Below are 26038 nucleotides of genomic sequence, written 5' to 3' on the forward strand. Positions count from 1 at the left end.
GGGAGCTCGACATGTTCCGTCCCAAGTTGTTGTTCACCAGCCTGGCCGCCCTTGCCCTCGGCGCCTGCTCGCCCCAGGATCCGCAAGCGGTGACCTCGGCGGCGATCGCCAAGCAAGTCATCCTGCCGACCTACAGCCGCTGGGTCGAGGCCGACCGTCAGTTGGCCGTCAGCGCCCTCGCCTATTGCCAGGATAAAGAGAGCCTGGACACCGCCCGTGCCGACTTCCTTCACGCGCAAAAAGCCTGGGCCGAGTTGCAACCACTGCTGATCGGCCCGCTGGCCGAGGGCAACCGCGCCTGGCAGATTCAGTTCTGGCCCGACAAGAAGAACCTGGTGGGTCGCCAGGTCGAGCAACTGGTCAGCGCCCAGCCGCAAATTGATGCAGACGCGCTCGCCAAATCCAGTGTGGTGGTGCAAGGCCTGTCCGCCTACGAATATATCCTCTACGACGCCAAGCCCGACGTCGCCGACCCGGCCCAGAAAGCCCGCTATTGCCCGCTGCTGATGGCCATCGGCGAACGCCAGAAAGCCCTGGCCGAAGAGATCCTGGCCAGTTGGAACAGCACCGACGGCATGCTCGCGCAAATGACCAAGTTCCCGAACCAGCGCTACGCCGATTCCCACGAAGCCATCGCGGATCTGCTGCGCGTGCAGGTCACCGCCCTGGATACCCTGAAGAAAAAACTCGGCACGCCGATGGGCCGCCAGACCAAGGGCATCCCACAACCGTTCCAGGCCGACGCATGGCGCAGCCAGTCGTCCCTGCAAAGCCTGGAAGCCAGCCTCACGGCAGCCCGGACCGTCTGGGTAGGCGTTGACAACAAGGGCCTGCGCGGCCTGTTGCCAGAGGACCAGAAAGCCTTGGCCGACAAAATCGACGCCGCCTATGCCGCGTCACTCAAACTGTTCGCCAGCAACCAGCGCACCCTCAACGAACTGTTGAACGACGACGCCGGGCGCCAGCAACTCAACGATCTCTACGACAGCCTCAACGTGGTCCATCGCCTGCACGAAGGCGAGCTGGCCAAGGCGCTCGGCATCCAGCTGGGCTTCAACGCCAACGACGGTGACTGATGATGCTCAGGCGACAGGCTTTGGCGGTGGGCAGCGTGCTGCTCAGCGCCCTCACCTTGGGCGGCTGGACGCTGTTCAAGCACAAGGATAAGAGCCCGCTGCTGCTGTCGGCGCGCGACGATGCGCACGGCAAGCACTACGCCGTCGGTTATCGCCTGGACGGCAAGCAGGTGTTCGCCACCCAGGTCGGCCAGCGCTGTCACGACATCATCAACCACCCGACGCTGCCAATTGCGTTGTTTGTCGCCCGCCGCCCGGGCACCGAGAGCTACCTGATCGACCTGCGTAACGGCGCGCTGCTGCAAACCATTACCTCGAACGCCAATCGCCACTTCTATGGCCACGCGGTGATCCACAAGAGCGGCGACTGGCTGTATGCCACCGAGAACGACACCTCCGACCCTGGCCGTGGCCTGTTGGGTGTGTATAAGTTCGAAGGCGAGCGGCTGGCGCACAGCGGCGAGATCTCCACCCACGGCATCGGCCCGCACCAAGTGTCATGGATGCCCGATGGCGAAACCCTGGTGGTGGCCAACGGCGGCATCCGCACCGAAGCCGAAAGCCGCGTGGAGATGAACCTCAACGCCATGGAGCCGAGCCTGGTGCTGATGCACCGTGACGGCAGGCTGATCAGCAAGGAAACCCTGGGCCAGCAGATGAACAGCGTGCGCCATATGGGGATCGCCAGCGATGGCACCATCCTTACCGGGCAGCAGTTCATGGGACCGTCCCAGGAGCGCTCCGAATTGCTCGCAATCAAGCGTCCGGGCCAACCGTTCGTGGCCTTTCCAGTAGCCGATGCGCAGTTGCAGGCGATGGGGCACTACACCGCCAGCGTTGCGGTGCACAGCGAGCTGCGCCTGGTAGCGCTGACGGCGCCACGTGGTAATCGGTTCTTTATCTGGGACATGGACAGTGGCGAGTTGCGCCTGGATGGGCCTTTACCGGACTGTGCCGGCGTGGGTGCGGTGGCGGACGGGTTCGTGGTCACGTCAGGTCAGGGGCGTTGTCGATTCTATGATTGCCGTCAGAAGCAATTGGTCGCGCAACCCCTGCAATTACCGGCGGGGCTTTGGGATAACCACCTGCACTTGATCTGAAAAACGCCATAAAAAAGGGCCTCGCATCGCGAAGCCCTTTTGTGGGGGTTTTAATCGTTTCAACTCTGCGGCCTCATCGCTTGAGACATCCCGAACATGAATAACAGCAACTCATGATCGGGTTTGGCCGCCACACTGACCTTGGCCACACGTGGCAGCAGGCATTGCCCACCGCCCTGCGTCGCACTGAGTACCTGTGTGCGAGGCTGTTCCCATGCAGCCAGGGCAAGGGCCGTAACCGCCAACGCCCCGACCAGGAACAAACCTCGTGCTATTTCTAGCTTCATCTGGTTAAACCCTTGATAGCGCTGCCAAACGCCGTCTCGTAAAAATAGCTGAGTTTTTTCCAGTCGGTATCGTTCCACGACGAATGGCGGCGCAATTGCAGCATGTCATGGGAGGCGGCCCGATAAGCGGTCAAACGCTGGCGGCATTTTTCAAAATCCAGCAGCGCCACTTCAACGTTCACCCCATCGCCCTCGCCGGTTACCCGAACGAAGATGTGCTTGATATACAGGCAACCGTGCTGCCAGCGGCCTTTGTGCATGCGGGCCAGGGTACCGGCCAATTCCTCGAGCAAGCGCTCGTGGACCGCCTCGCCGTATTGCTCACGGCCACCGGCGGCGTACCAGTTTTCGATCTCGTCGAAACCGTCCAGCGACGCGGTGACCAGCAACGCTTTCCATTGATGCTGCGGGTCGCGTCGCGCCTCGCAGAACACCAACTCCGGCACGCGTACATCCAGCAGGCGCAGGCCCTTGAGGGCATCACGCTCGCGCAGTACGGTCGGACGTCCAAACGGATGCAACCAACTGCGGTAGATATGGCCCGTCTGGCGTTTGCAATAGAGCAATCGCCCATTGGGACTGATCACCCGCTGTACGCCACTTTCACCGCCACGCCGACGATTGGGTTCTTCCACCCACTCGCCCTGCTGACGCCAGAAAAAATCAAATCGTTCTTCGGGAGCTATATGACTGCCGACTACGCACTCAACTGCCATCCTGTTACCTCTTGCGCAATACATAGACTCGCCACATGGCGTAGAGCGGCATGAAGTCCAGGGATTCCTGAACCCGGAAACCGGCCTGCTCGAATTCTGCCTCGACAGTAGCAGCCGGTAACACAAACCGGTTTTGGTAACCTTCCTGCTCACCTTTCTTACGACGCCGTACCTCGGCGCGCCTGCGTTTCCAGGCCTTGAAATTACCATCGACCCACAGCGAGATAATCACGCTGTCACGGCTAACCCGCTGAAACTCCCGAAGTATTGTCATCCTGTGCGCCGGGTCACCGATGTGGTGCATCAGGCGCATGCAGAAAATACTGTCGACCGAGTTATCTGGCAAATCGATATCAAAGGCGGATGTCTGCAAAGGGCGTACCCGTTTGACGACTTCCGCCGGTTGGGCCACCGTAGCGACCTTCAACATCGACGCCGAATTGTCGGCCCCGATGATCACACGATTGGGTTTCTCGGCCAGCAATGGCCAAAAGCGCCCGGCACCACACGGCAGGTCCAACACCAGGCCCGGCTCACCGGCCATGGCCAGCGCACCACGCGCCAGTTGCTCATCGCGCTTGTGGGACAACCGGCGAGCCAGATTGTCCTGATGCTTGAGCAAATATTGCTGCGCGTGTTGATCATCGTACTTTTCTGAAAATTCCAACTTGATCGGGGAAGGCATCTTGCGTCTCCGGTAACTGATGCCTACAACCCTAAGCGGCGAACTGTGATCAACAGGTCAACTCATTGTGAAAAACTTGTCCTGTCCAATCCCATACATTTCAAGACTTTACAGAAACATTCAGTAGCATCGGGCCATCTTCGCCGAAAAGCAGACGTCGTGCAGCAGCAAAATGACAGACTGATCGGTCAGGTTTTGACTTGGCCAAGGTCGACATGAAAACGGCAGCCATTGGGCTCCATGGTGCTCAGGGTCACGCTCCAACCCTGGCTCTCACAGATACGCTGCACCAGCGACAAGCCCAGCCCCAGACCCTCGCCACGCTTCTCGCTGCCACGCACGAACGGTTCGAACATCGCTTCACGTTTGTCTTCCGGGATGCCCACACCGGTGTCCTCCACTACGAAGCCGCTGGGCTCCAGTGTGAGGCGAATAAACCCGTGCTCGGTGTAGTGCAGTGCATTGCGCAACAGGTTGCCCATCACCGCATGCAGGAACGTCGTGTTGTAGCGCGTATCCAGCGGGGCGCCCGGGCAGTAGATCAACTCAAGGCCCTTTTGCTCGATGGGCCCGCGCCAGATACCGAGCAGGTCCTCGGCAACCTGGGTCAGGTTGACCTGGGCAGACATGGCGGCATCGTCATGCTTGGCGCGAGCCAGCATCAGGAAGGTCTGCACCAGTTCGCGCATCTCTTCACAGGCCCGGGCAATGCGCTGGACCTGGTTGCGCCCGCGTTGATCGATGGCCGGATTCTCCAGCAGCAATTCGCAGGAACTGGCCAACACCATCAAGGGTGTACGCAATTCATGGCTCACATCGCTGGTGAACAACTGTTCGCGAGACAGCGCCTGGCGCAAGCGGCCCAGGGTGGCGTCGAACGCCACGGCCAGTTCGCCCACTTCGTCGGCCGCGTAGTCCGGTGCCAACGGTGGCGCAAGCCCCAGCAACTGGTCGCGATGGCGCACCTGGCGGGCCAGACGCACCACCGGCGCCATCACCTTGCGCGCCAGCACCCAACCCAGGAACACCGCCAGTGCCAGGCTGAGCACAAAGCCCACCAGCACCACGGCAAACAGCACCCGCTCGCGCTCTTCGAAATCGCTTTGGTCCTGCAGCAGCACATAGCGTCGGCCGTCGATCACTTCGACCATGGCGTGGTAGGACAGCGACTCGCGAAATACTTCATGAAAGCCCGGGTCCAGATGCCGCAAATCCTTGGGCAACTCGAAATCGCCGGGGCCGCCGCTGAAATAGAACAATTGGTCAGGCTCGGGCCGATGTCGCCAGTCTTCCATGCTGTCCATCAACAGCAGACGTTGCAGGTCGCCGCCCAGGCCCGCTGAAATCAACTTCTCCTCCACCAGGTGCACGGTCGCGACAATGCCCATGGCGAAGGCCCCCGCGACCAACGCACTCATCAAGGCAAAGGCGATGATGATCCGCTGGGCAAGGCTTTGCTTAAACTCCATCACGGCCCTCGGCCAATCGATAACCCACACCGTGTACCGTTTGCAGCAACGGCTTGGCGAAAGGTTTGTCGATCACCTGGCGCAATTGGTGAACGTGGCTGCGCAGGCTGTCGCTGTCCGGGCAATCATCGCCCCACAGGGCTTCTTCGAGGATTTCCCGACGCAACACGTGGGGGCTTTTCTGCATCAACACCGCCAGCAACTTCAGGCCGACCGGGTTGAGTTTGAGCAGGCGCCCCTCTCGGGTCACCTCCAGTGTATCCAGGTCATAATTGAGGTCGCCCACTTGCAGCGCACGACGCCCGCCACCCTGGGCACGGCGCAGCACCGCTTCGATGCGGGCGGCCAGCTCCGACAGGGCGAACGGCTTGAGCAGGTAGTCATCGGCGCCTGACTTGAAGCCCTGCAGCCGGTCGTCCAACTGGTCACGGGCGGTCAGCATGATCACCGGCGTGTCGCGGCGCGCATCTTCGCGCAGGCGTTTGCACAGGGTGTAGCCATCGATGCCAGGGAGCATGATGTCGAGCACGATCAAGTCGTAATGCTCGGTGGCGGCCAGGTGCAAGCCCGACAGGCCGTCCTGCGCACAATCCACTGTGTAGCCTTTGAGCCCCAGGTAATCGGCCAGGTTGGCCAGAATATCGCGGTTGTCTTCAACCAATAAAATTCGCATGGGCAGTGCTCCGTACGCGGTAACAGCCGTGTTGGCTCGCGCAGCTTAAGGCCAAGTGCCGTTCAGGGATAGACCTGCACAGGTCATCGATATAGCTTTTCAACCGTTATTTATATTGAACGAGATTTTCACTATGACTTCACAAACTGGCCACAGCCGTGCAGGGAAAATCATCGCCCATTGCAATGAAGATTCAAAATGTGGGAGGGGGCTTGCGCCCGATGAGGGTGGGTCAGTTGATAAATGTTCTACTGACACACCGCCATCGGGGGCAAGCCCCCTCCCACATTTTTGAACGAGTACATCCGCATCATCGGTCAGGCCGAACAACAAAAAACCCCGCCTGCATCACTGCAGGCGGGGTTTTTCAGTACAGGGGTAAGGCTGGCTTACATCATGCCGCCCATGCCACCCATGCCGCCCATGTCCGGCATACCGCCACCACCTGCGCCTTCAGCCTTTGGCTTGTCGGCAATGGCCGCTTCGGTGGTCAGGATCAGGCCACCGATGGAAGCGGCTGCCTGCAGCGCGGAACGAGTCACCTTGGTTGGATCCAGGATGCCCATTTCGATCATGTCGCCGTAGACGCCAGTCGCAGCGTTGTAACCGTAGTTACCCTTGCCGTTCTTGACTTCGTTGACCACAACGCTTGGCTCGTCGCCGGAGTTGGCAGCGATCTGGCGCAGCGGTGCTTCAACGGCACGGCGCAGTACAGCGATACCGACGTTCTGGTCAGCGTTGTCGCCGGTCAGGTTGGTCAGGGCTTCCAGAGCACGGATCAGCGCAACGCCACCGCCAGGTACCACGCCTTCTTCAACGGCTGCACGGGTTGCGTGCAGGGCGTCTTCAACGCGGGCCTTCTTCTCTTTCATTTCAACTTCGGAACCGGCGCCAACCTTGATCACTGCAACGCCGCCGGACAGCTTGGCCAGACGCTCTTGCAGTTTTTCACGGTCGTAGTCCGAGGAAGTTTCGGCAACCTGGGCACGGATCTGGGCGATACGCGATTCGATGTCGCCTTCAACGCCAGCACCGTCAACGATGATGGTGTTTTCCTTGGAGATGGTCACGCGCTTGGCGCTACCCAGGTTTTCCAGGGTGGCGCTTTCCAGGCTCAGGCCGATCTCTTCGGAGATGACGGTACCGCCGGTCAATACGGCGATGTCCTGCAGCATGGCCTTGCGACGGTCGCCGAAGCCCGGAGCCTTGACGGCTGCGACTTTGACGATGCCACGCATGTTGTTCACAACCAGGGTCGCCAGGGCTTCGCCTTCAACGTCTTCGGAAACGATCAGCAGTGGGCGGCCGGCTTTGGCAACGGCTTCCAGCACTGGCAGCATTTCGCGGATGTTGGAGATCTTTTTGTCGACCAGCAGGATCAGCGGGCTGTCCAGCTCGGCAACCATGGTGTCCGGCTTGTTGACGAAGTACGGGGACAGGTAGCCACGGTCGAACTGCATGCCTTCTACAACCGACAGTTCGTTTTCCAGGCCCGAGCCTTCTTCAACGGTGATCACGCCTTCTTTACCGACTTTTTCCATGGCTTCGGCAATGATGTCGCCGATGGAGCTGTCGGAGTTGGCGGAGATGGTGCCTACCTGAGCGATAGCCTTGGTGTCAGCGCATGGCTTGGACAGGTTTTTCAGCTCGGCAACAATGGCGATGGTCGCCTTGTCGATGCCGCGCTTGAGGTCCATCGGGTTCATGCCGGCAGCGACGGCTTTGTAGCCTTCGTTGACGATGGCCTGGGCCAGCACGGTCGCGGTGGTGGTGCCGTCGCCCGCGTCATCGTTGGCACGGGAGGCAACGTCTTTGACCAGCTGCGCGCCCATGTTTTCGAAACGGTCTTCGAGCTCGATTTCCTTGGCTACGGAAACGCCGTCCTTGGTGATGGTCGGAGCGCCGAAGCTCTTCTCGATGATCACGTTACGGCCTTTTGGGCCCAGGGTCGCTTTTACTGCATCAGCCAGGACGTTGACACCGGTGAGCATTTTCTTGCGGGCGGAATCGCCGAATTTAACTTCTTTAGCAGCCATGATCGATATTCCTTAAATACTTTGTAGTAACGGGAAAATGAGCGGGGAAATCAGCCTTCCAGTACAGCGAGAATTTCGTTCTCAGCCATTACCAGCAGGTCTTCGCCGTCGACTTTCACAGTGTTGCTGCCGGAGTAAGGGCCGAAAACAACCTTGTCACCCACTTTCACGGCCAGCGCACGTACTTCACCGTTTTCCAGGGTCTTGCCTGGGCCAGCAGCGACGATCACGCCGTGGTTGGCTTTTTCAGCAGCCGAACCTGGCAGGACGATCCCACCGGCGGTTTTCTTTTCTTCTTCGCTGCGACGGATGACGACGCGGTCGTGCAGAGGACGAAGCTTGCTCATTGTCGATCTCTCCTAATTGTATGTTTCATCGGCCGGTATCAATTCCGGCGGGTTAAATTCCGGCGGTGCCGGTCGCGGCTCGCAGGGCGAACCGCGGAAGTCTGTCTAGTGTCACCACCAGAAACCTTGCGGTGACCGTTACATAAGGGCGGCCAGGCTTATTACAAGGGGCAGCGAATGATTTTTTTTGTGTTTTGCTCAGGGAAGAATGCAACACGGCACCCGAAGATGCCGTGCCGGTGAAGCGGTTATTTACTGTCGCGGTGTTCGAATTCGCCTTCGATCACATCACCTTCTCGCCCCAGAGGCTGGCGCGGGGCCGGGCCGCCACGGGGTTGCAGGTCGTCGGCAAACGCGCGCTGGCGCACGGCCGCTTCTTCGGCACGCTGGCGCATCTTGCCGGCCAGCAGTTTGCGCGTAACCGGCAGCAGCATCACCAGACCGACCATGTCGCTGATAAAGCCCGGCAGGATCAACAGGCCACCGGCCAGCGCCATCATCAGGCCTTCGAGCATGGTCTGGGCGGGCAGCTCACCGCGGTTCAGGCTTTCACGGGCGCGCAGGGCGGTCGCCAGGCCGGCGACGCGCAGCACCAGAACGCCGAGCATCGAGCCGAGGATGATCAGTAACAGTGCCGGGAAAAATCCGATCGCACCGCTGACTTGAACGAATACGAACAGCTCCAGCACCGGGAACAATAGGAAAAGCAACAAAAAAGGGCGCATCAAAAGGTTCCTCAACGCAAGAATGCCTTGCTAGTTCACCCTAGATGACGTCGCCTTTTCGTGAATTCAAGCGCTAATGTCTGATTTTTTCGGCCAGGTCTGCGCGTGAGCCAATGAAACCAGGGCTTCGCGTACTTGTGTCGGCGTGTTGCAAGACTCGGCAAACGGCAACCAGTGCAGGGACTGGCCAATGCGCAGGTGCATGCCTTCGCTGTCGATGCCGGCCAGTTGCGCAGGCTCGGTCGTCGGTAAACCGGCGAGGTCGACGTAGTGGGCGATGGCCTTGGCGTGATCGCTGTTCATGTGTTCGATCATGCTGCGCTCAGCCTTGCCCGCGAACGGATTGGCCAGGGTCAGTTGATCGACCCAGTGGATCGCGCCAAACCCACCGATATAACGGTGGCGCACCGGCTTGAGCACCCAGAAATCGAAATCGTGGGCCTGGTGGTAATTGGCCGAGTCAGGGAAGTAGCGGTAGTAGCGCTCGGCGGCGGCTTCGATGCTGGAGGCGTCTTCCAGCTTCTCGGCTTCAGCCAAATAGGTCAGGCGCCCGACGGCCTGCACATCGTCGGCTTCGCGCTCACCGACCAGCAACGAACATTTGGGGTCTTTCTGCAAATTGTGCGTGTGCTGGGCGATGCGGCTGATCAGGATCAGCGGCTGGCCGTGCGCGTCGAGGCAGTAGGGCACGACCGAACCGAAGGGAAAACCGGGCATGGCTTTGGACAGTGTGGCCAAGGCCCCACGGTATTCCTTGAGCAACAGCTCTCGGGCGTTCCTGGCAACGTGCACGCTCAATGTATGACTCCTGGGTTGTTCCGCCGCCCACGGCATATGGGAATGGATCTCAACACAAGGTAATCAATATACGCGCAGGTTGCCAGCGTGTCGCTTTACCAGGCCACACCAAAACCTGCGGTGTAGCGGGTCTTGCTCAAGCTGCTGTCGGAGTCGCCGCTGATGACATCGCGCTCAGCCTTGAGATTGAGCGACGCCCATTCGGTGACTTTGTAGCGCAGGCCCATCTCGGCATCCAGGGAGTACTCGGCCGGACCGTCCAGCGGCTTGCCCAGCTCGCCGTTGGTGAAGAACTCAACGGTCTTGCCCACCAGGTAGCGGTTGTAGTTCCACTTCATGGCCAGGGAATAGAAGTTGTCCTTGCCGCCATCGGCGTATTCGTAGTCGGTGCGGTTGACCAGCGAGCCGAGGGAGAACGCGCCCAGTTCATCGTCCCAGAACTGATAGCCAGGGCCCGTACCGACGGTGCGCTGGCGTGCCAGGTCTTCGACCTTGTCACGTTTGTAGGTCAGGCGGCCCTGCCAGAACCAGTGTTCGGTGAAAAAGCGGTCCAGGTCATATTCCAGGGCCCAGTTGTCGGTGGTGGTGACGTCGTCCTGGAACTCGCGGTTGTATTCGCCCTTGCCCGTGTGGCGCCACTGCCCGTGACGGGCCGAGGTCTTGAAGTCGATGTCGTAGTCGTTGGTGTCTTTGTCGGCGCGCTTGTAGTCCAGTGCCAGGTCGATGTTGCCCTTCCACACCAGATCCTCGATCACAGGCTTGGGCTTGAGGATCTGCTGGATGCTGGCCAACTCCACGGTCTTGGGCGCTTCGCCATTGGCCAGTACGACTTTGCCATCCTCGGCAGGCTTGAGTGACTTGGCCTTTTCCCCGTTATAGGCGTCCTGTTTGACCAGCAACTCCTGATCGCTCTCCAGGGTTTTCACCTGTTTCCAGTCCACCGGGATCGCCCCGCCGTAGCTGGTCTGGATCAGCAGCTTGCCGCCGTCGAAGACTTTGATCTTGCCGGTCAGGCGGTCACCGTTCTTCAACCAGACGGTATCGGCGAGCAAGGGCGTGGAAGCACTGAGGACAGCAAGGCACAGCAGGGTTCTGGACAACATAAGCAGATACGGGGCTCGAGGTTGGCGAAAAGAAGACGCTATCGTGTTAGATAGCCTGAACTGACTCAACTATTTATATTGAGTTCAATGATCAACCCCAAGTTTACAGACGTTTCTCACAAAACACCGACGTTCTCAACGGATAGCCTCACAGTGACTGAACCCGCCGACACCCCGCAAAGCCCCGCCGACATGCGCCGCACCGCGCTTTACCTGACGTTGGCGCAAGTGCCGCAGGGCTGCGTGATCAGTTACGGCGAGTTGGCGCACCTGGCAGGCCTGGGGCGCGCCGCGCGCTGGGTGGGGCGTATCTTGAGCCAGCTTCCCGCAGACACTCGATTGCCCTGGCACCGGGTGCTGGGTGCCGGTGGTCGGATAAGCCTGCCGCCGGGCAGTGCGTCCGGTGACGAGCAACGTGCGCGTTTACGCAGCGAAGGCGTCACTATCCTGAACAATCGTGTTGATATTCAGCGTCATGGCTGGCGCCCGGTAGAGCACAGCGGTTAGAGTGCGCGCTTTGTTTCCGCAAATCTGAGGCAGACTCCAGCCCATGCCCCGTAAAACCTGGCGCGCCGCGCTCGCCGCCTATGCCAGTCCCTCGACGTTAGTGCTGTTGTTGCTCGGTTTCGCTGCCGGCCTGCCTTATATGTTGGTGTTCTCGACGCTGTCCGTGTGGCTGCGCGAAGCCGGCGTTGCCCGCGAGACCATCGGTTATGCAAGCCTGATCGGGCTGGCCTACGCCTTCAAATGGGTCTGGTCGCCGCTGCTCGACCAATGGCGCCTGCCATTGCTCGGAAAACTCGGGCGCCGACGTTCCTGGCTGGTGCTCGCCCAGTCGCTGGTGATCCTCGGATTGATCGGCATGGGCTTTTGTGACCCGCAAAAACACTTGTCCTGGCTGATCGCCATTGCCGTCGTCGTGGCCTTCGCGTCGGCCACCCAGGACATCGCCGTCGATGCCTATCGCCTGGAAATCGCCGACGACAGCCGCCAGGCGGCGCTGGCTGCCAGTTATATGTCCGGTTATCGCATCGCCGCCCTGCTCGCCACGGCCGGTGCGCTGTTCTTTGCCGAGGGCTTCGGTTCCACCGGTTTCAACTATAAACATTCGGCCTGGACCGGCACCTATGTGCTGTTCGGCGTGCTGATGGTCCCGGCGCTGCTCACCACGCTGTTCATGCGCGAACCCAACGTGCCGCTGCGCACCCAGTTGCAGGCCGGGCGCTACAGCTTCGCGCATCAGCTGGTGTCGGTGTTCGTGCTGATCGTGCTGCTGGTGTCGGTGCCGGCGATGTTTACCCAGCTGTACAACACTGACTTCGCCAGCGTGCTGTTCCAGGGCGTGAGCCTGTGGGAATTGCTGATGGAAGACCGCGCGTTCCTGCGCGCAATCCTTTATATCCTGCTTACCGCGCTATGCCTCTCGGCCATGGGCCGGCGCGGCCTGGCACCGGTGCTGACACCGGTCAACGACTTTATCCTGCGCTACCGCTGGCAGGCGTTGCTGCTGCTGGGACTGATCGCCACTTATCGCATGTCCGACACCGTCATGGGCGTGATGGCCAACGTGTTCTATATCGACCAGGGTTTTACCAAGGACCAGATCGCCGGGGTCAGCAAGATCTTCGGCCTGATCATGACCCTGGTCGGCGCCGGCATGGGTGGCCTGTTGATCGTGCGGTTCGGGATCCTGCCGATCCTGTTCATCGGCGGCGTGGCCTCGGCCGGCACCAATCTGTTGTTCGTGATGCTCGCCGACATGGGCCCCGACCTGCAGATGCTGATCGTCACCATTTCCCTGGATAACTTCAGCTCGGGCCTGGCCACCTCGGCGTTTGTCGCCTACCTGTCGAGCCTGACCAACCTCAAGTTCTCCGCCACCCAATACGCCCTGCTCAGCTCGATCATGCTGTTGCTGCCGCGCCTGATCGGCGGGTATTCGGGGGTGATGGTGGAGAAGTTCGGTTATCACAACTTCTTTATGATCACCTGCATGATGGGGGTGCCGACGCTGTTCCTGATTGCGCTGCACTGGTTCCAGGAAAACCGGCGCGCCCGGTTGACCCCCCCTGCAGAAGACTGAAATGTGGGAGGGGGCTTGCCCCCGATTGCGGTGGAACAGCCGAGTATCTTGTAGCTGACACATTGCTATCGGGGGCAAGCCCCCTCCCACATTTGGATCTCCTACAGTCAGTCAGATCCCCTGCAATGTCACGCCTGTACTCCAGCGGCAACCGCCCGTACAATCCCAAGTCATTTCAAGTCCAAGCAACCGACAACGGCCTACCATGCGTACCAGTCAATATTTGCTCGCCACACAGAAAGAAACGCCTTCCGACGCGGTTGTGATCAGCCATCAGCTGATGCTGCGCGCCGGCATGATCCGCAAACTGGCCTCGGGCCTGTACACCTGGCTGCCCATGGGCTTGAAGGTGATGCGCAAGGTCGAAGCCATCGTTCGTGAAGAAATGAACGCCGCCGGCTCTCTGGAAGTGTTGATGCCGAGCACCCAACCGGCTGAACTGTGGCAGGAATCCGGACGTTGGGAAGAGTACGGCCCCGAGCTGCTGCGCTTCAAGGACCGTCACGGCCGCGATTTCTGCGCCGGCCCGACCCACGAAGAAGTCATCACCGACCTGATGCGCAACGAGTTGAGCAGCTATAAACAACTGCCGCTGAACCTGTATCAGATCCAGACCAAATTCCGTGATGAAATCCGCCCACGCTTCGGTTTGATGCGCGGCCGTGAATTCATCATGAAGGACGCCTATTCGTTCCACGCCGACCAGGCGTCGTTGCAGGCGACCTACGACCGCATGCACCAGGCCTACTGCAATATCTTCACGCGACTGGGCCTGAAATTCCGCCCGGTTGAAGCGGACAACGGCTCCATCGGCGGTGCCGGCTCCCACGAGTTCCACGTGCTGGCCGAATCCGGCGAAGACGACATTGCGTTCAGCAATGGTTCGGACTACGCGGCGAACGTCGAAAAAGCCGAAGCCGTACCGCGCGAAACCTCGCGCCCAGCCCCGGCTGAAGAACTGCGCCTGGTCGATACCCCGGACACCAAGACCATCGCGGCCCTGGTGGAGAAATTCAATCTGCCGATTGAAAAGACCATCAAGACCCTGATCGTGCACGCCGAAGAAGAAGGCAAGCTGATCGCCCTGGTGATCCGTGGCGACCACGAGCTCAACGAAATCAAGGCGGCCCAGCAACCTGGCGTGGCCAGCCCGCTGGTCATGGCCAGCGATGCCGAACTGCGCGACGCCATTGGCGCCGGCGCAGGCTCCCTCGGCCCGCTGAACCTGCCGCTGCCGATCATCATCGACCGTTCGGTCGAGCTGATGAGCGACTTCGGTATCGGCGCCAACATCGACGACAAGCACTACTTCGGTGTGAACTGGGAGCGCGACCTGCCGGTGCCGACCGTGGCCGACCTGCGTAACGTCGTGGCCGGCGACCCAAGCCCGGATGGCAAGGGCACCCTGGAGATCAAGCGCGGCATCGAAGTCGGGCACATCTTCCAGCTGGGCAACAAGTACAGCAAGGCGATGAAGTGCGAAGTGCTGGGCGAGAACGGCAAGCCGATCACCCTGGACATGGGCTGCTACGGCATTGGCGTTTCCCGTGTGGTCGCCGCTGCCATCGAGCAGAACAACGACGAGAAAGGCATCATCTGGAGCGACGCCCTGGCGCCGTTCCAGGTGGCGCTGGTGCCGTTGCGCTATGAAACCGAGCAAGTACGCGAAGCCACCGACAAACTGTATGCCGAACTGACGGCCGCCGGTTTTGAAGTGCTGCTCGATGACCGGGACAAGAAAACCAGCCCGGGCATCAAGTTCGCCGACATGGAGCTGATTGGCATCCCGCACCGGATCGTGGTCAGTGACCGCGGCCTGGCCGATGGCAATCTGGAATACAAGAGCCGGACCGAAGCCGAGGCCCAACCGTTGCCGGTGGCTGACGTGCTGTCTTTCCTTCAGGCGCGTATTCGTCGCTGAAAACCAGATCAAGAGAAGTCATGTTCAAGCGAAACACCAGAGCCCTGGGGGGCGCCGCCTTGTGCGGCGCCCTGCTGGTCAGCGGCTGCGCCAACCAGATGTCGCAACGCAGTGAGCACGAGGAGCGGGTCGAGCGAAAGTTGCTCGACCACAGCCTGCAGATCGATGTCGGCGAACCCAAAGTGCTGGAGCTGCCGCAACGCCGGGTTCGGATTCACGAACAGAAGACGTTCGAGGTCACCGAATTCGAAGTCACACGGCGTTACGACCGCTACACGCCTTACCAGCCCTGGCGCAAACTCTATGAGATGCCACTGGGTGCCGTTGCGTTGGTGGCCGGCGCGGGCGCCAATGTGGCGAATATCTTCGCCCTCGGCAACCTGCCTGCGAGCATGACGCGCGATTGGCTGAGCTACGGCGTGGACGGCATCAACCCGTTCATGAACGTGCAATCCCACGGTCGTGCGCAGCAGAACCTCGCGGCTATCGATGAAGTGCAGCGTGACAAGCGCCTGGAATATTCGAGCCTGCCCTGGAGCGAACGCCCGGTACAGGTCACCGCCGGCAAACAGACCCATGAACTGACCACCGACCGCGACGGCGTGCTGCGCCTGAACCTGTTGGACAGTCCGTTTGCCGAGCAGGACCTGAACCGCATCACCACCTTGAAGATCAGCGTGGAAGACGGCCAGGACGATGTGCACTCGGATTCGACGCTGGCGGTCAGCAACACCCTGCGCGGCAAAATGCTGGAAGCCCATGGCCTGATCTATGACGATCTGGAAGACGACGAAGTCAACCAGTGGGTGCACCGGGTCAAGCGCCTCTCGGAGCTGGGACTGGAAGAAGAAGCCAGCGAACTGGAACAAAGCCTGATTGAACTGACGCGCAACGATCCGGAACTGCAGCAGGAGTTTTTGCAGGCACTGGCCAAGGATGCGGGGCGACTCGTCGCAGATCCCGGCGCGCGCTGAGTTTTCAGACCGTTCAAAGATCCAAATGTGGGAGGGGGCTTGCCCCCGATAGCGGAGTGTCAGTGTCAGATGTACTGACTGACACACTGCAATCGGGGGCAAGCCCCCTCCCACATTTGAATCTCTCACATTTTTTTATCCTGGTTTCTACCAGGAAAACTCGAGCTGTTCGTTACCGCTGCTCAAATCCAGCAACCTCACCCCAATCCCCAACAACCGCACCGGCTTACCCCCACGGTTAAATGCCTGGGTCATCAGCTGCTCATAACTCTCCAGATCCCGCCCTGCCCCGGCCTGCTCCAGGGTGGTCTGGGTAAAGTCATGAAACTTGACCTTCACGAACGGCTTGCCTGCCCGGTAGCTGCTATCGATACGCGCCATGCGCCCCGCCAGGGTTTCCAACAGCTCCGGCAGCTTGGCCAGGCAGCTTGAAAGATCCGGCAAGTCCACATCGTAGGTATTTTCCACACTGATGGATTGTCGCCGGCTGTCGTTCTGCACCACGCGGTCATCGATCCCACGAGCAAGACTCCAGAGACGCTCACCGAAACTGCCGAATTCGCGCACCAGCGCCAGCTTGCTCCACGCGCGCAATTGCAGACAATCTTCAATGCCCAGGCGCGCCAGCTTGTCGGCGGTGACCTTACCCACCCCATGCAATTTACTCACCCGCAACTGCGAGACGAACTCTTCGACCTGGTCCGGGGTAATCACAAACAGGCCGTTGGGTTTCTTCCAGTCGCTGGCGATCTTGGCCAGAAACTTGTTGGGCGCAACGCCGGCAGACACGGTGATGTGCAACTGATTGGACACACGCCGGCGAATGTCCTGGGCGATGCGCGTGGCACTGCCGCCAAAGTGCGGGCTGTCGGAGACGTCGAGGTAGGCTTCATCCAGCGACAACGGCTCGATCAGGTCGGTGTAGTCGCGAAAGATCGTCTGGATTTCCTTCGACGCTTCTTTATAGGCATCCATACGCGGCTTGACGATCGTCAGGTCCGGGCACAGCTTCAATGCGTGACGCGATGACATCGCCGAGCGCACCCCGTAAGCCCGCGCTTCGTAATTGCACGTAGCGATCACCCCGCGCCGGTCCGCCGAGCCACCGACAGCCAGGGGCTTTTGCGCCAGGCTCGGGTCGTCGCGCATCTCGATGGCGGCGTAGAAGCAATCACAGTCGACGTGGATGATTTTGCGCTGCGTCATATAAACGGGGTGTGAACCTACGGGTGGCCAGTATCGCATTCACCCCTGTATATAGCACCAGTAGTTTGAATCTTCCGTCTAAGCGGTAGGAAATATCCCAGATGAATTTATTTTCTCAATCGAATTAAGCCTTCCAATAGAGCTGAAAGCTTGGCCTGACTGGCTCCGCGCCCTTTCGACACCTGCATTTGAGAGCTAACCGATTGAACCACAAGCGCTTTTGTTCGATTTTAGGGTTGACACACTCGCGTTCCTCTGTACAATGCCGACACACAGACGCGGGATGGAGCAGTCTGGTAGCTCGTCGGGCTCATAACCCGAAGGTCGTCGGTTCAAATCCGGCTCCCGCAACCAAACGTCAAAAAAGGCTACTCGAAAGAGTGGCCTTTTTTGTGCGCGCCTGTTTTTACCCCTCCCCTTGCTCGCGAAAGACTCAAGACACCGCTGGCTACTGAAGCACTGCGTTATCGTTGACGTTCTTCGCGAGCAAGCTCGCTCCTACAATGGGCGGTGCCAAGGCCTTGATTTTGAATAAAACCCACTTATTTGAGCCATTGCCGCATTAACGGTTGACACCTCGGCGCTGGACTGTAGAATGCCGCCCACAGACGCGGGATGGAGCAGTCTGGTAGCTCGTCGGGCTCATAACCCGAAGGTCGTCGGTTCAAATCCGGCTCCCGCAACCAAACATCAAAAAAGGCTGCTCGAAAGAGTGGCCTTTTTTGTATGCGATGAAAAAGTTCTTCTGAAACAATGGTATGGCATCTTTCATGAAACCGTACACGGTTTGCAGAGTCCATCTCATTGCACGCTATGCTCAATGCTCAAGCGCTACCCTCTACGACCAATGGCCGCAGTCGCCGCACTCGGTGATCCGCGTTAATATTTGTAATTATTTTGTCCATAGGGATTGGTAACTTGGCTGGATACCCCCATCCTGTCGCGCACAATCCACGAGGTGATTGATGCGCGCCAACTCGTCTGAACCACAAGACACTGTCACAGCGGAACAACCGATTCCTCCCACCCGTTTGCGTTGGTTGGATCTGTTGAGCAAATACCGTCAGCCCATCGGCCTGGCCGTGACCTTGCTGCTGTTTGCCATTGCCCTGATCGCCTGTCGACATCTGTTGTTGGAGCTCGATCTCTACGCCCTCCACGACTCGATCCTGGACGTGCCCAGGCCTGCCTTGCTCGGCGCGTTTGCGGCGGCGGTGGCCGGGTTCATCATTCTGTTGGGCTATGAATTCTCCGGCGCACGCTATGCCGGCGTGAAACTGCCCGCCAAGACACTGGCACTGGGGGGCTTCACCGCCTTTGCCATCGGCAACGCCATTGGCTTGTCGATGCTCTCGGGCGGCTCGGTGCGCTACCGTTTATATGCGCGCCACGGCATCGGGGCTTCGGAAGTCGCCCACATGACCGTGTTCGCCAGCCTGGCGCTGGGCTGCGCGCTGCCCCCCCTGGCCGCATTGGCCACGCTGAGCAACCTGCCGGCGGCATCGACCTACCTGCATTTGTCGCAGAGCCTGCTCGGTGGTGTTGCCGGTGCCGTGCTGCTGTTGTCGGCCATGCTGTGCATCGGCATCTATCGCCGTCGCCTGCCGGAACAACCCTACCCGGATAACCTGTTGGTCAAGGCCGGACGTCGCACCCTGCGCCTGCCGGGCCGACGCTTGACGTTCCTGCAGTTGATCATCACCGCACTGGATGTCGCCGCCGCAGCCACCGTCCTTTATCTGCTGCTGCCGGAAGCGCCGCCCTTCGGCCCGTTCCTGTTGGTGTACCTGCTGGCCCTGGCCGCCGGCGTACTCAGCCATGTACCGGGTGGCGTGGGGGTGTTCGAAGCCATCCTGCTGGCAGCCTTCGCCGACAAGCTCGGCGCCGCGCCACTGGCTGCCGCCCTGCTGCTGTACCGGATGATCTACGTGGTATTGCCGCTGTTGATCGCGTGTGTCTTCCTGCTGGTCAACGAGGCCCAGCGCCTGTTCCAGACCCAGCAAAGCCTGCGCGTCGCCTCCGGCCTGGCGGCACCAGTGCTGGCCGTACTGGTTTTTTTGTCCGGCGTGGTCCTGCTGTTTTCCGGCGCCACGCCGGAGATCGATTCACGCCTGGAAAACATCGGCTTCCTGATTCCCCACCGCCTGATTGACGCGTCGCACTTCGGCGCCAGCCTGATCGGCGTGCTGTGCCTGTTGCTGGCCCAAGGCTTGCGTCGACGGTTGTCGGCGGCCTGGATGCTGACCATGGTGCTGCTGCTGGTAGGCGCCCTGCTCTCGCTGCTCAAGGGCTTCGACTGGGAAGAAGCCAGTCTGATGACCATGACCGCCGTGCTGCTGGCGATCTTCCGACGCTCGTTCTACCGCGCCAGTCGCTTGACCGAACTGCCCTTCTCGCCGCTGTACCTGGTGGCCAGCGTGTGTGTGCTGGGCGCGTCGATCTGGCTGCTGCTGTTCGCCTACCAGGACGTCCCCTATAGCCATCAGCTCTGGTGGCAGTTCACCCTCGATGCCAACGCCCCGCGCGGCCTGCGTTCTTTGCTGGGCGCCGCCGTCCTGCTGGTGATCGTGTCGCTGACCTGGCTGTTGCGTACCGCGCGCCCGGTCATCCATCTGCCGACCCCGGACGAACTCGAACGCGCCTCCAAAATCCTGATGGCCTCCTCCCAACCCGACGGCGGCCTGGCGCTGACCGGCGACAAGGCATTGCTGTTCCACCCCAATGACGAAGCCTTCCTGATGTATGCCCGTCGCGGGCGCAGCCTGGTGGCCTTGTATGATCCGATCGGCCCGACCCAACCGCGCGCCGAGATGATCTGGCAGTTCCGCGACTTGTGTGACATTCACCACGCACGGCCGGTGTTCTATCAAGTGCGTGCCGAGAACCTGCCGTACTACATGGATATCGGACTCACCGCGATCAAGCTGGGCGAAGAAGCCCGCGTCGACCTGAAACGCTTTGACCTGGAAGCCAAGGGCAAAGAGATGAAGGATTTGCGCTACACCTGGAACCGCGGCACCCGCGACGGCCTGTCCCTGGAGATCTGCGAGCCGGGCACCGCGCCAATGGATGAATTAAAAGTTATCTCGGACGCCTGGCTCACCGGTAAGAATGTGCGCGAAAAGGGCTTCTCCCTGGGCCGCTTCAGCGACGACTACCTCAAGCACTTCCGTATCGCGATCATTCGCTTCGAAGGGCGCCCGGTGGCCTTCGCCAACCTGCTCGAGACGTACAACCATGACCTGGCCAGTCTCGACCTGATGCGCGCCCACCCGGACGCACCGAAGCTGACCATGGAGTTCATGATGGTCGGCCTGATTCAACATTATAAGAGTCACGGCTACGCCCGCTTCAGCCTCGGCATGGTGCCGTTGTCGGGTCTGCAGCCCCGGCGTGGCGCGCCATTGACCCAGCGCTTGGGCTCGATGGTGTTCCGCCGTGGCGAGCAACTGTATAACTTCCAAGGTTTGCGCCGCTTCAAAGACAAGTTCCAGCCCGACTGGGAACCCCGTTACATGGCCGTGCCCGCAGGACTTGATCCGCTGGTGGCACTGGCCGATACCGCCGCCCTGATCGCGGGCGGCTTGACTGGATTGGTGAAACGCTGATGATTCGACGCTCCTGGCGGTATGTATTGGCTTTTGTAGTGCTGCTCGCGCTGATCCTGGGCGGCGGCTACTGGTACTGGAACCGCCCTGCCCCACAGCCGACCCTGGAGCAAATGCCCCAGGCCGACGGCTCGGTGATGACCCGTGTAACCCCGGCCGGCAACGCCAAGGCCCGCGTGGCGGTGGCCGTGATGGCCGACGAAACCCTCACCGACAGCCAACTGATCGCCCTCAGCCAGGGTGGCTCGGCGCAGCTCGTCCAGGTGATCCTGCCCAAGAATGACTGCAAGCTGCAGGAGCAAGCGCTGCAAAGCGCCCTGGCCCAGCTTAAAGGCCCGGCGACCCTGGTCAGCGGCATCGGCCCTGGCGCGGCGCTCGCCTGGCGCTGGCTGGCCACACAGAGCGACGACAAGGCCAACGCCATTTCCGTCGGCTTCGCCCTGAAACAGGAAGGCTGCAACGACCCGCTGCCGAAAACCGCCGCCCATGGCAACTGGCTGGTGGCCTGGAATGACAACCCCGACGATGAAAGCGCCAGCTTCGTACGTGACACACCGCGCGCCACCACCAGCATCAGCGACTACGACATTCATTACCCGCAAGTGCTGAACAACGAGCTGCGTAAGCAGCTGGTAGGTTCGGACAACGGCGGCCTGGCGATTCCTGTAGTGGAAGTGCCGGCCGGCCAGGCCAAGGACACCGTGACCCTGTTCCTCTCCGGTGACGGCGGCTGGCGTGACCTGGACCGTGACGTGGCTGGCGAAATGGCGAAGATCGGCTACCCGGTGGTCGGCATCGACACCCTGCGCTACTACTGGCAGCACAAAACTCCGGAACAAAGCGCCAAGGACCTTACCGAACTGATGCAGCATTACCGGCAGAAATGGGGCACCAAACGCTTCGTGCTGACCGGTTACTCGTTCGGCGCCGACGTCCTGCCGGCCATCTACAACCGGATGCCAGCAAACGAACAGCAACGGGTCGACGCGATCATTCTGCTGGCCTTCGCCCGCACCGGCAGCTTCGAGATTGAAGTGGAAGGCTGGCTGGGCAACGCCGGCAAAGAAGCCGCCACCGGCCCGGAAATGGCCAAGCTGCCGCCAGAGAAAGTGGTGTGCATCTATGGCGCGGAAGAAGTCGACGAGAGTGGCTGCACCGACAAGACCGCCGTGGGCGAAGCGATGAAGCTGCCGGGCGGGCATCACTTTGACGAGAACTATCCGGCGCTGGCCAAGCGGTTGGTGGATATCATCGTCAAGCACCAGGCCAAGGCCGAGTAATCCCAGGCCGTACACAAAACCAAATGTGGGAGGGGGCTTGCCCCCGATAGCAGGGTGTCAGTCAATGATGTTGTGACTGATCCACCGCTATCGGGAGCAAGCCCCCTCCCACATTTGATTTGTGGTGTGGCTAAGATCTAACGCGGTTCGATATGCGCAATCATCAACTGCACCGTCTCGTTCCCGCGAAACTCGTTCACGTCCAGCTTGTAGGCCAATTCCACCCAGCGCACGGTCGGGTTAGGCCAGACTTCACGGTCCACGCCAAACGCAATGCCATCAAGCTTCACCGACCCGCATTCGCTCTTGAGCACCACCTTCAAGTGCCGTTCGCCAACCACCCGCTGCTCCACCAGCTGAAACACACCGTGAAACAACGGCTCGGGAAAGTGCTGCCCCCACGGGCCGGCATGGCGCAGCGCGCGGGCCAGTTCCAGATGAAACTCTTCCACCGCCAGGGTGCCATCGGAGAGCAGGCGTCCGGTGAGGTCTTCTTCGCGCAGTTGCCGACGCACCTCGGCATCGAAAGCCTCGGCAAACAAGGGGAAGTTCGCTTCGGGCAGGGTCAGGCCCGCCGCCATCGCGTGACCGCCGTATTTGGCGATCAGGTTGGGGTGCTGGCTGGCAACCACCGCCAGCGCGTCACGGATATGAAAGCCTTGTACCGAACGCCCTGAGCCCTTGAGCAGGCCGTCACCGGCATCGGCAAAGGCGATGGTGGGACGGAAATAGCGCTCTTTCATGCGCGAGGCCAGAATCCCGATCACCCCCTGGTGCCACTCCGGGTCGAACAGGCACAGGCCGTACGGCATCGACTCCACCGGCAAATCCTTGAGTTGCGCCAGGGCCTCGCGCTGCATGCCCTGCTCGATGGATTTGCGGTCCTGGTTCATGCCGTCCAGTTGTGCGGCCATTTCCCGCGCCGCGGCAAAATCGGTAGTCAGCAGGCATTCGATGCCCAGGCTCATATCGTCCAGGCGCCCGGCCGCATTGAGCCGTGGGCCGAGAATGAAGCCCAGGTCGGTGGAGGTGATGCGGGCGTGGTCGCGCTTGGCCACTTCGAGGATCGCCTTGATCCCCGGCCGCGCCCGACCGGCGCGAATACGCTCCAACCCTTGATGCACCAGGATGCGGTTGTTGGCGTCCAGCGGCACCACGTCGGCGACGCTGCCCAGGGCCACCAGGTCGAGCAGTTCACCAATGTTCGGCTGCGGGCTGTTGTCATACCAGCCGAGGCTGCGCAAACGCGCGCGCAGGGCCATCAGTACGTAGAAGATCACGCCCACACCGGCCAGTGCCTTGCTGGGGAACGTACAGCCTGGCTGGTTCGGATTGACGATCGCGTCCGCCGCCGGCAGTTCGTCGCCCGGCAAGTGGTGATCGGTCACCAGCACCTTCAGCCCCGCCGCCTTCGCCGCCGCCACGCCTTCGATGCTGGAGATACCGTTGTCCACGGTGATGAGCAACTGCGGCTCGCGCTGCAGCGCCACGGCAACGATCTCCGGCGTCAGGCCGTAGCCGTATTCGAAACGGTTGGGCACCAGGTAATCGACATGGGCCGCACCGAGCAGACGCAGGCCCAGTGTACCCACGGTGCTGGCGGTGGCGCCGTCGGCGTCGAAGTCACCGACGATCAGGATACGTTGGCGCTGCTCCAGCGCCGTCACCAGCAGATCGACGGCGGCATCGATGCCCTTGAGCTGCTGATAGGGAATCAACCGCGCCAGGCTCTTGTCCAGCTCGGCTTCCGATTGCACCCCGCGCGCGGCGTAGAGACGGGTCAGCAGCGGTGGCAATTCACCGAGGAATGGCAGGACGGCGGGCAAGGGACGGGGATCGATACGCATACGGGGGTGATGACTTCTCTACTGATTCAACGGATAACAACAGTTCAAAATTCAACAAAGATCAAATGTGGGAGGGGGCTTGCCCCCGATAGCGGTGGATCAGCTACAGATAAGCTGGCTGATAGATCGCTATCGGGGGCAAGCCCCCTCCCACATTTTTTTCAATCACGCCCGCCCACCAGCCATTGCAACTGCACTTCATGCTGGCCACGGTCATCGGTGACGAAGATCGTGCCTTCGCTGATCATCACATCCCACTTGATCACGCGCGGCATGTCCTTGGCCAGCACCTCCAGAATCTCCTGCGGCACGGCAGCGATGTGCACGTTCTTGAGGTTATTCGCCACCGGCACCACCTTGCCTTCCCACACCCGCAGGCTGCCGTATGCCAGCAAGCTGGTGCGTTCGGTGCGACGCGAGCACCAGGTCAGGCGGTCTGCATCCGGCTGGCCGACTTCGATCCAGTGCAACACCCGATCATCCAGGCTCTTTTCCCACAGGGCCGGCTCGTCGACATCCGACAAGCCACGGCCGAACGCCAACTGCTCGTTGTACCAGAGGGCGTAGGCCAGCAGGCGCACGGTCATACGTTCTTCGGTTTCCGAAGGGTGGCGGGCGATGGTCTGTTTGACGCTCTCGTACACCGAACGGTCAAGGTCGGTGAGGTTGAGTTCGAATTTGTAGGTCGTGGACGGCTGGGCCATGAACGGGCTCTGGAGACAGGGAAAGACGGCCAGTCTAACCGATGGCGAGGCCAATCAACGAATACTGCGCTGCATCCAGGCTGCCCGCCTATGTTAAAAAGCAGTACGTCACCGTCCCGCACGCTCAAGGATCCCCATGTCGCTTAATGCCAAACCGCTTGCCGGCCTGAAAGTCATCGAACTCGGTACCCTGATTGCCGGCCCGTTTGCCTCACGTATCTGCGCCGAGTTCGGCGCCGAAGTGATCAAGGTCGAATCCCCGGACGGCGGCGATCCCCTGCGCAAATGGCGCAAACTGTATGAAGGCACCTCGCTGTGGTGGTTCGTGCAGGCGCGCAACAAGCAGTCGCTGACCCTCAACCTCAAGCACCCGGATGGCCTGGCGATCCTCAAGCAATTGCTGGCCGACGCCGACATCCTGATCGAAAACTTCCGCCCCGGTGTGCTGGAAAAACTCGGCCTGGGCTGGGAAACCCTGCACGCGCTGAACCCAAGGCTGGTGATGGTGCGCCTCTCGGGCTTCGGCCAGACCGGGCCGATGAAAGACCAGCCGGGGTTTGGCGCGGTGGGCGAGTCCATGGGCGGCCTGCGCTACATCACCGGCTTCGAAGACCGCCCGCCCGTGCGCACCGGGATTTCCATCGGTGATTCGATTGCCGCGCTGTGGGCGGTGATCGGCGCGCTGATGGCGCTGCGGCATCGTGAAGTCAACGGCGGCCTCGGCCAGGTGGTCGACGTGGCGCTGTACGAAGCCATCTTCGCCATGATGGAAAGCATGATTCCCGAGTTCGATGTGTTCGGCTTCATTCGCGAACGCACCGGCAACATCATGCCCGGCATCACGCCCTCCTCGATCCATACCAGCGCTGACGGCAAACATGTGCAGATTGGCGCCAATGGCGATGCGATCTTCAAGCGCTTCATGGCCGCCATCGGCCGCGACGACCTGGCGAACGACCCGGTGCTCGCCAGCAATGACGGGCGTGACAGCCGCCGCGATGAGCTGTACGGGGTGATCGATCGCTGGGTCAACACCCTGCCGCTGGATCAGGTCATGGCGCAGTTGAACCAGGCCCAAGTGCCCGCCAGCCGCATCTACAGTGCCGAGGACATGCTGGGCGACCCGCAATTCCTGGCCCGGGAGATGTTCCTCAGCGCGCAACTGCCGGATGGCAAGGATTTCAAGATGCCGGGCATCGTGCCCAAACTGTCGGATACCCCAGGCAGCTGTGAATGGGTGGGGCCGCAATTGGGCGAGCACAACGGTGTGCTGCTCAACGCCCTGGGCTATGACGCGGCGGCCATCGCCCGCTTGCGTGCGGATGGCGCGATCTGAGCGGGCCGCAGTGCCAAATTTCAGGCAAAAAGAAACCCCGAGGAGTGGGGAGACAACTCGGGGT

22 protein-coding genes and 2 tRNA genes are annotated in these 26038 nt (G+C 60.8%); 11 read left to right on the plus strand and 13 right to left on the minus strand.

Annotation, left to right across the window (positions count from 1 at the left end; genetic code table 11):
• The first annotated feature begins 11 nt into the window (after nucleotides 1-11).
• Nucleotides 12-1076: an imelysin family protein gene (locus BOP93_RS21575; RefSeq protein ID WP_104504593.1), complete on the plus strand. Its 1065-nt coding sequence runs from the start codon at nucleotides 12-14 to the stop codon at nucleotides 1074-1076.
• Nucleotides 1077-1078: 2 nt separating this feature from the next.
• The gene (locus tag BOP93_RS21580) at nucleotides 1079-2176 is read left to right on the plus strand and encodes a DUF1513 domain-containing protein (protein ID WP_104504594.1); all 1098 of its coding nucleotides are present in this window, start codon (nucleotides 1079-1081) and stop codon (nucleotides 2174-2176) included.
• A 59-nt stretch (nucleotides 2177-2235) separates the two neighbouring features.
• On the opposite strand, the gene BOP93_RS21585 is transcribed toward BOP93_RS21580, so the two are convergent.
• The 10 genes from BOP93_RS21585 to BOP93_RS21630 all read right to left on the minus strand — a co-directional run bounded on the left by BOP93_RS21585 (nucleotide 2236) and on the right by BOP93_RS21630 (nucleotide 11015).
• Nucleotides 2236-2463, minus strand: coding sequence for a hypothetical protein (locus BOP93_RS21585; RefSeq protein ID WP_065887552.1), 228 nt, complete (start codon nucleotides 2461-2463; stop codon nucleotides 2236-2238).
• Nucleotides 2460-3179 carry a lipopolysaccharide kinase InaA family protein gene (locus BOP93_RS21590; RefSeq protein WP_065887551.1) on the minus strand — a complete coding sequence of 240 codons (720 nt, stop codon included), beginning with the start codon at nucleotides 3177-3179 and terminating at the stop codon, nucleotides 2460-2462. The genes BOP93_RS21585 and BOP93_RS21590 overlap by 4 nt, the downstream gene beginning before the upstream one ends.
• A gap of 4 nt (nucleotides 3180-3183) precedes the next feature.
• Nucleotides 3184-3864: a class I SAM-dependent methyltransferase gene (locus tag BOP93_RS21595; protein ID WP_104504595.1), complete on the minus strand. Its 681-nt coding sequence runs from the start codon at nucleotides 3862-3864 to the stop codon at nucleotides 3184-3186.
• Between the two features lie 188 nt (nucleotides 3865-4052).
• On the minus strand, nucleotides 4053-5333 hold the full coding sequence (locus BOP93_RS21600) for a sensor histidine kinase (RefSeq protein ID WP_104504596.1): 1281 nt from the start codon (nucleotides 5331-5333) through the stop codon (nucleotides 4053-4055).
• A complete protein-coding gene (colR, locus tag BOP93_RS21605; protein WP_003208587.1) occupies nucleotides 5323-6006 on the minus strand; it encodes a two-component system response regulator ColR in 684 nt (227 codons plus the stop codon). The genes BOP93_RS21600 and colR overlap by 11 nt, the downstream gene beginning before the upstream one ends.
• A gap of 389 nt (nucleotides 6007-6395) precedes the next feature.
• On the minus strand, nucleotides 6396-8042 hold the full coding sequence (groL, locus tag BOP93_RS21610; RefSeq protein WP_065887544.1) for a chaperonin GroEL: 1647 nt from the start codon (nucleotides 8040-8042) through the stop codon (nucleotides 6396-6398).
• A 50-nt stretch (nucleotides 8043-8092) separates the two neighbouring features.
• Nucleotides 8093-8389 carry a co-chaperone GroES gene (locus tag BOP93_RS21615; RefSeq protein WP_017846112.1) on the minus strand — a complete coding sequence of 99 codons (297 nt, stop codon included), beginning with the start codon at nucleotides 8387-8389 and terminating at the stop codon, nucleotides 8093-8095.
• Nucleotides 8390-8637: 248 nt separating this feature from the next.
• Nucleotides 8638-9114, minus strand: coding sequence for an FxsA family protein (locus BOP93_RS21620; protein WP_104504597.1), 477 nt, complete (start codon nucleotides 9112-9114; stop codon nucleotides 8638-8640).
• A 66-nt stretch (nucleotides 9115-9180) separates the two neighbouring features.
• Nucleotides 9181-9912, minus strand: coding sequence for a HugZ family protein (locus BOP93_RS21625; RefSeq protein WP_104504598.1), 732 nt, complete (start codon nucleotides 9910-9912; stop codon nucleotides 9181-9183).
• 95 nt (nucleotides 9913-10007) lie between these two features.
• Nucleotides 10008-11015 (minus strand): DUF481 domain-containing protein, encoded by a 1008-nt coding sequence (locus BOP93_RS21630; RefSeq protein ID WP_104504599.1) that lies wholly within the window; start codon nucleotides 11013-11015, stop codon nucleotides 10008-10010.
• A gap of 192 nt (nucleotides 11016-11207) precedes the next feature.
• Between BOP93_RS21630 and BOP93_RS21635 the strand changes: the two genes are divergently transcribed.
• The 4 genes from BOP93_RS21635 (at nucleotide 11208) to BOP93_RS21650 (ending at nucleotide 15993) form a co-directional block, all read left to right on the plus strand.
• Nucleotides 11208-11522, plus strand: a complete 315-nt coding sequence (locus BOP93_RS21635) for an MGMT family protein (RefSeq protein WP_430758803.1) — start codon at nucleotides 11208-11210, stop codon at nucleotides 11520-11522.
• Nucleotides 11523-11565: 43 nt separating this feature from the next.
• Nucleotides 11566-13098: an AmpG family muropeptide MFS transporter gene (locus BOP93_RS21640; protein WP_104504601.1), complete on the plus strand. Its 1533-nt coding sequence runs from the start codon at nucleotides 11566-11568 to the stop codon at nucleotides 13096-13098.
• A gap of 205 nt (nucleotides 13099-13303) precedes the next feature.
• Nucleotides 13304-15019 (plus strand): proline--tRNA ligase, encoded by a 1716-nt coding sequence (locus tag BOP93_RS21645; protein WP_104504602.1) that lies wholly within the window; start codon nucleotides 13304-13306, stop codon nucleotides 15017-15019.
• 20 nt (nucleotides 15020-15039) lie between these two features.
• Nucleotides 15040-15993: a hypothetical protein gene (locus tag BOP93_RS21650; protein ID WP_104504603.1), complete on the plus strand. Its 954-nt coding sequence runs from the start codon at nucleotides 15040-15042 to the stop codon at nucleotides 15991-15993.
• 147 nt (nucleotides 15994-16140) lie between these two features.
• Here the strand turns inward: BOP93_RS21650 and dinB are convergent, their stop codons facing one another.
• Complete coding sequence (dinB, locus tag BOP93_RS21655) at nucleotides 16141-17199, minus strand: DNA polymerase IV (protein WP_104504604.1); 1059 nt, start codon at nucleotides 17197-17199, stop codon at nucleotides 16141-16143.
• 277 nt (nucleotides 17200-17476) lie between these two features.
• On the opposite strand from dinB, the gene BOP93_RS21660 reads away from it, so the two are divergent.
• From BOP93_RS21660 to BOP93_RS21675, 4 genes are all read left to right on the plus strand, one after another.
• A tRNA-Met gene (locus tag BOP93_RS21660) sits at nucleotides 17477-17553 on the plus strand.
• Nucleotides 17554-17808: 255 nt separating this feature from the next.
• Nucleotides 17809-17885: transfer RNA gene (locus BOP93_RS21665), tRNA-Met, on the plus strand.
• 279 nt (nucleotides 17886-18164) lie between these two features.
• Nucleotides 18165-20807, plus strand: a complete 2643-nt coding sequence (gene mprF, locus BOP93_RS21670; protein ID WP_104504605.1) for a bifunctional lysylphosphatidylglycerol flippase/synthetase MprF — start codon at nucleotides 18165-18167, stop codon at nucleotides 20805-20807.
• Entirely contained in the window at nucleotides 20807-22087 is a 1281-nt protein-coding gene (locus tag BOP93_RS21675) for a virulence factor family protein (protein ID WP_104504606.1), read from the plus strand. Before mprF ends, BOP93_RS21675 begins: the two co-directional genes overlap by 1 nt.
• 137 nt (nucleotides 22088-22224) lie before the next feature.
• Here BOP93_RS21675 and recJ read toward each other — a convergent pair whose 3' ends face one another.
• Together recJ and BOP93_RS21685 are read right to left on the minus strand one after the other, a co-directional pair.
• Nucleotides 22225-23934 carry a single-stranded-DNA-specific exonuclease RecJ gene (gene recJ, locus BOP93_RS21680; RefSeq protein WP_104504607.1) on the minus strand — a complete coding sequence of 570 codons (1710 nt, stop codon included), beginning with the start codon at nucleotides 23932-23934 and terminating at the stop codon, nucleotides 22225-22227.
• A 161-nt stretch (nucleotides 23935-24095) separates the two neighbouring features.
• The gene (locus tag BOP93_RS21685; RefSeq protein ID WP_057723910.1) at nucleotides 24096-24638 is read right to left on the minus strand and encodes a YaeQ family protein; all 543 of its coding nucleotides are present in this window, start codon (nucleotides 24636-24638) and stop codon (nucleotides 24096-24098) included.
• Between the two features lie 136 nt (nucleotides 24639-24774).
• Here BOP93_RS21685 and BOP93_RS21690 point away from each other — a divergent pair, with 136 nt between their 5' ends.
• Nucleotides 24775-25974, plus strand: coding sequence for a CaiB/BaiF CoA transferase family protein (locus tag BOP93_RS21690; protein WP_104504608.1), 1200 nt, complete (start codon nucleotides 24775-24777; stop codon nucleotides 25972-25974).
• Nucleotides 25975-26038 lie beyond the last annotated feature (64 nt).

It is taken from the genome of Pseudomonas orientalis (assembly GCF_002934065.1).
GTDB lineage: Bacteria > Pseudomonadota > Gammaproteobacteria > Pseudomonadales > Pseudomonadaceae > Aquipseudomonas > Aquipseudomonas orientalis_A.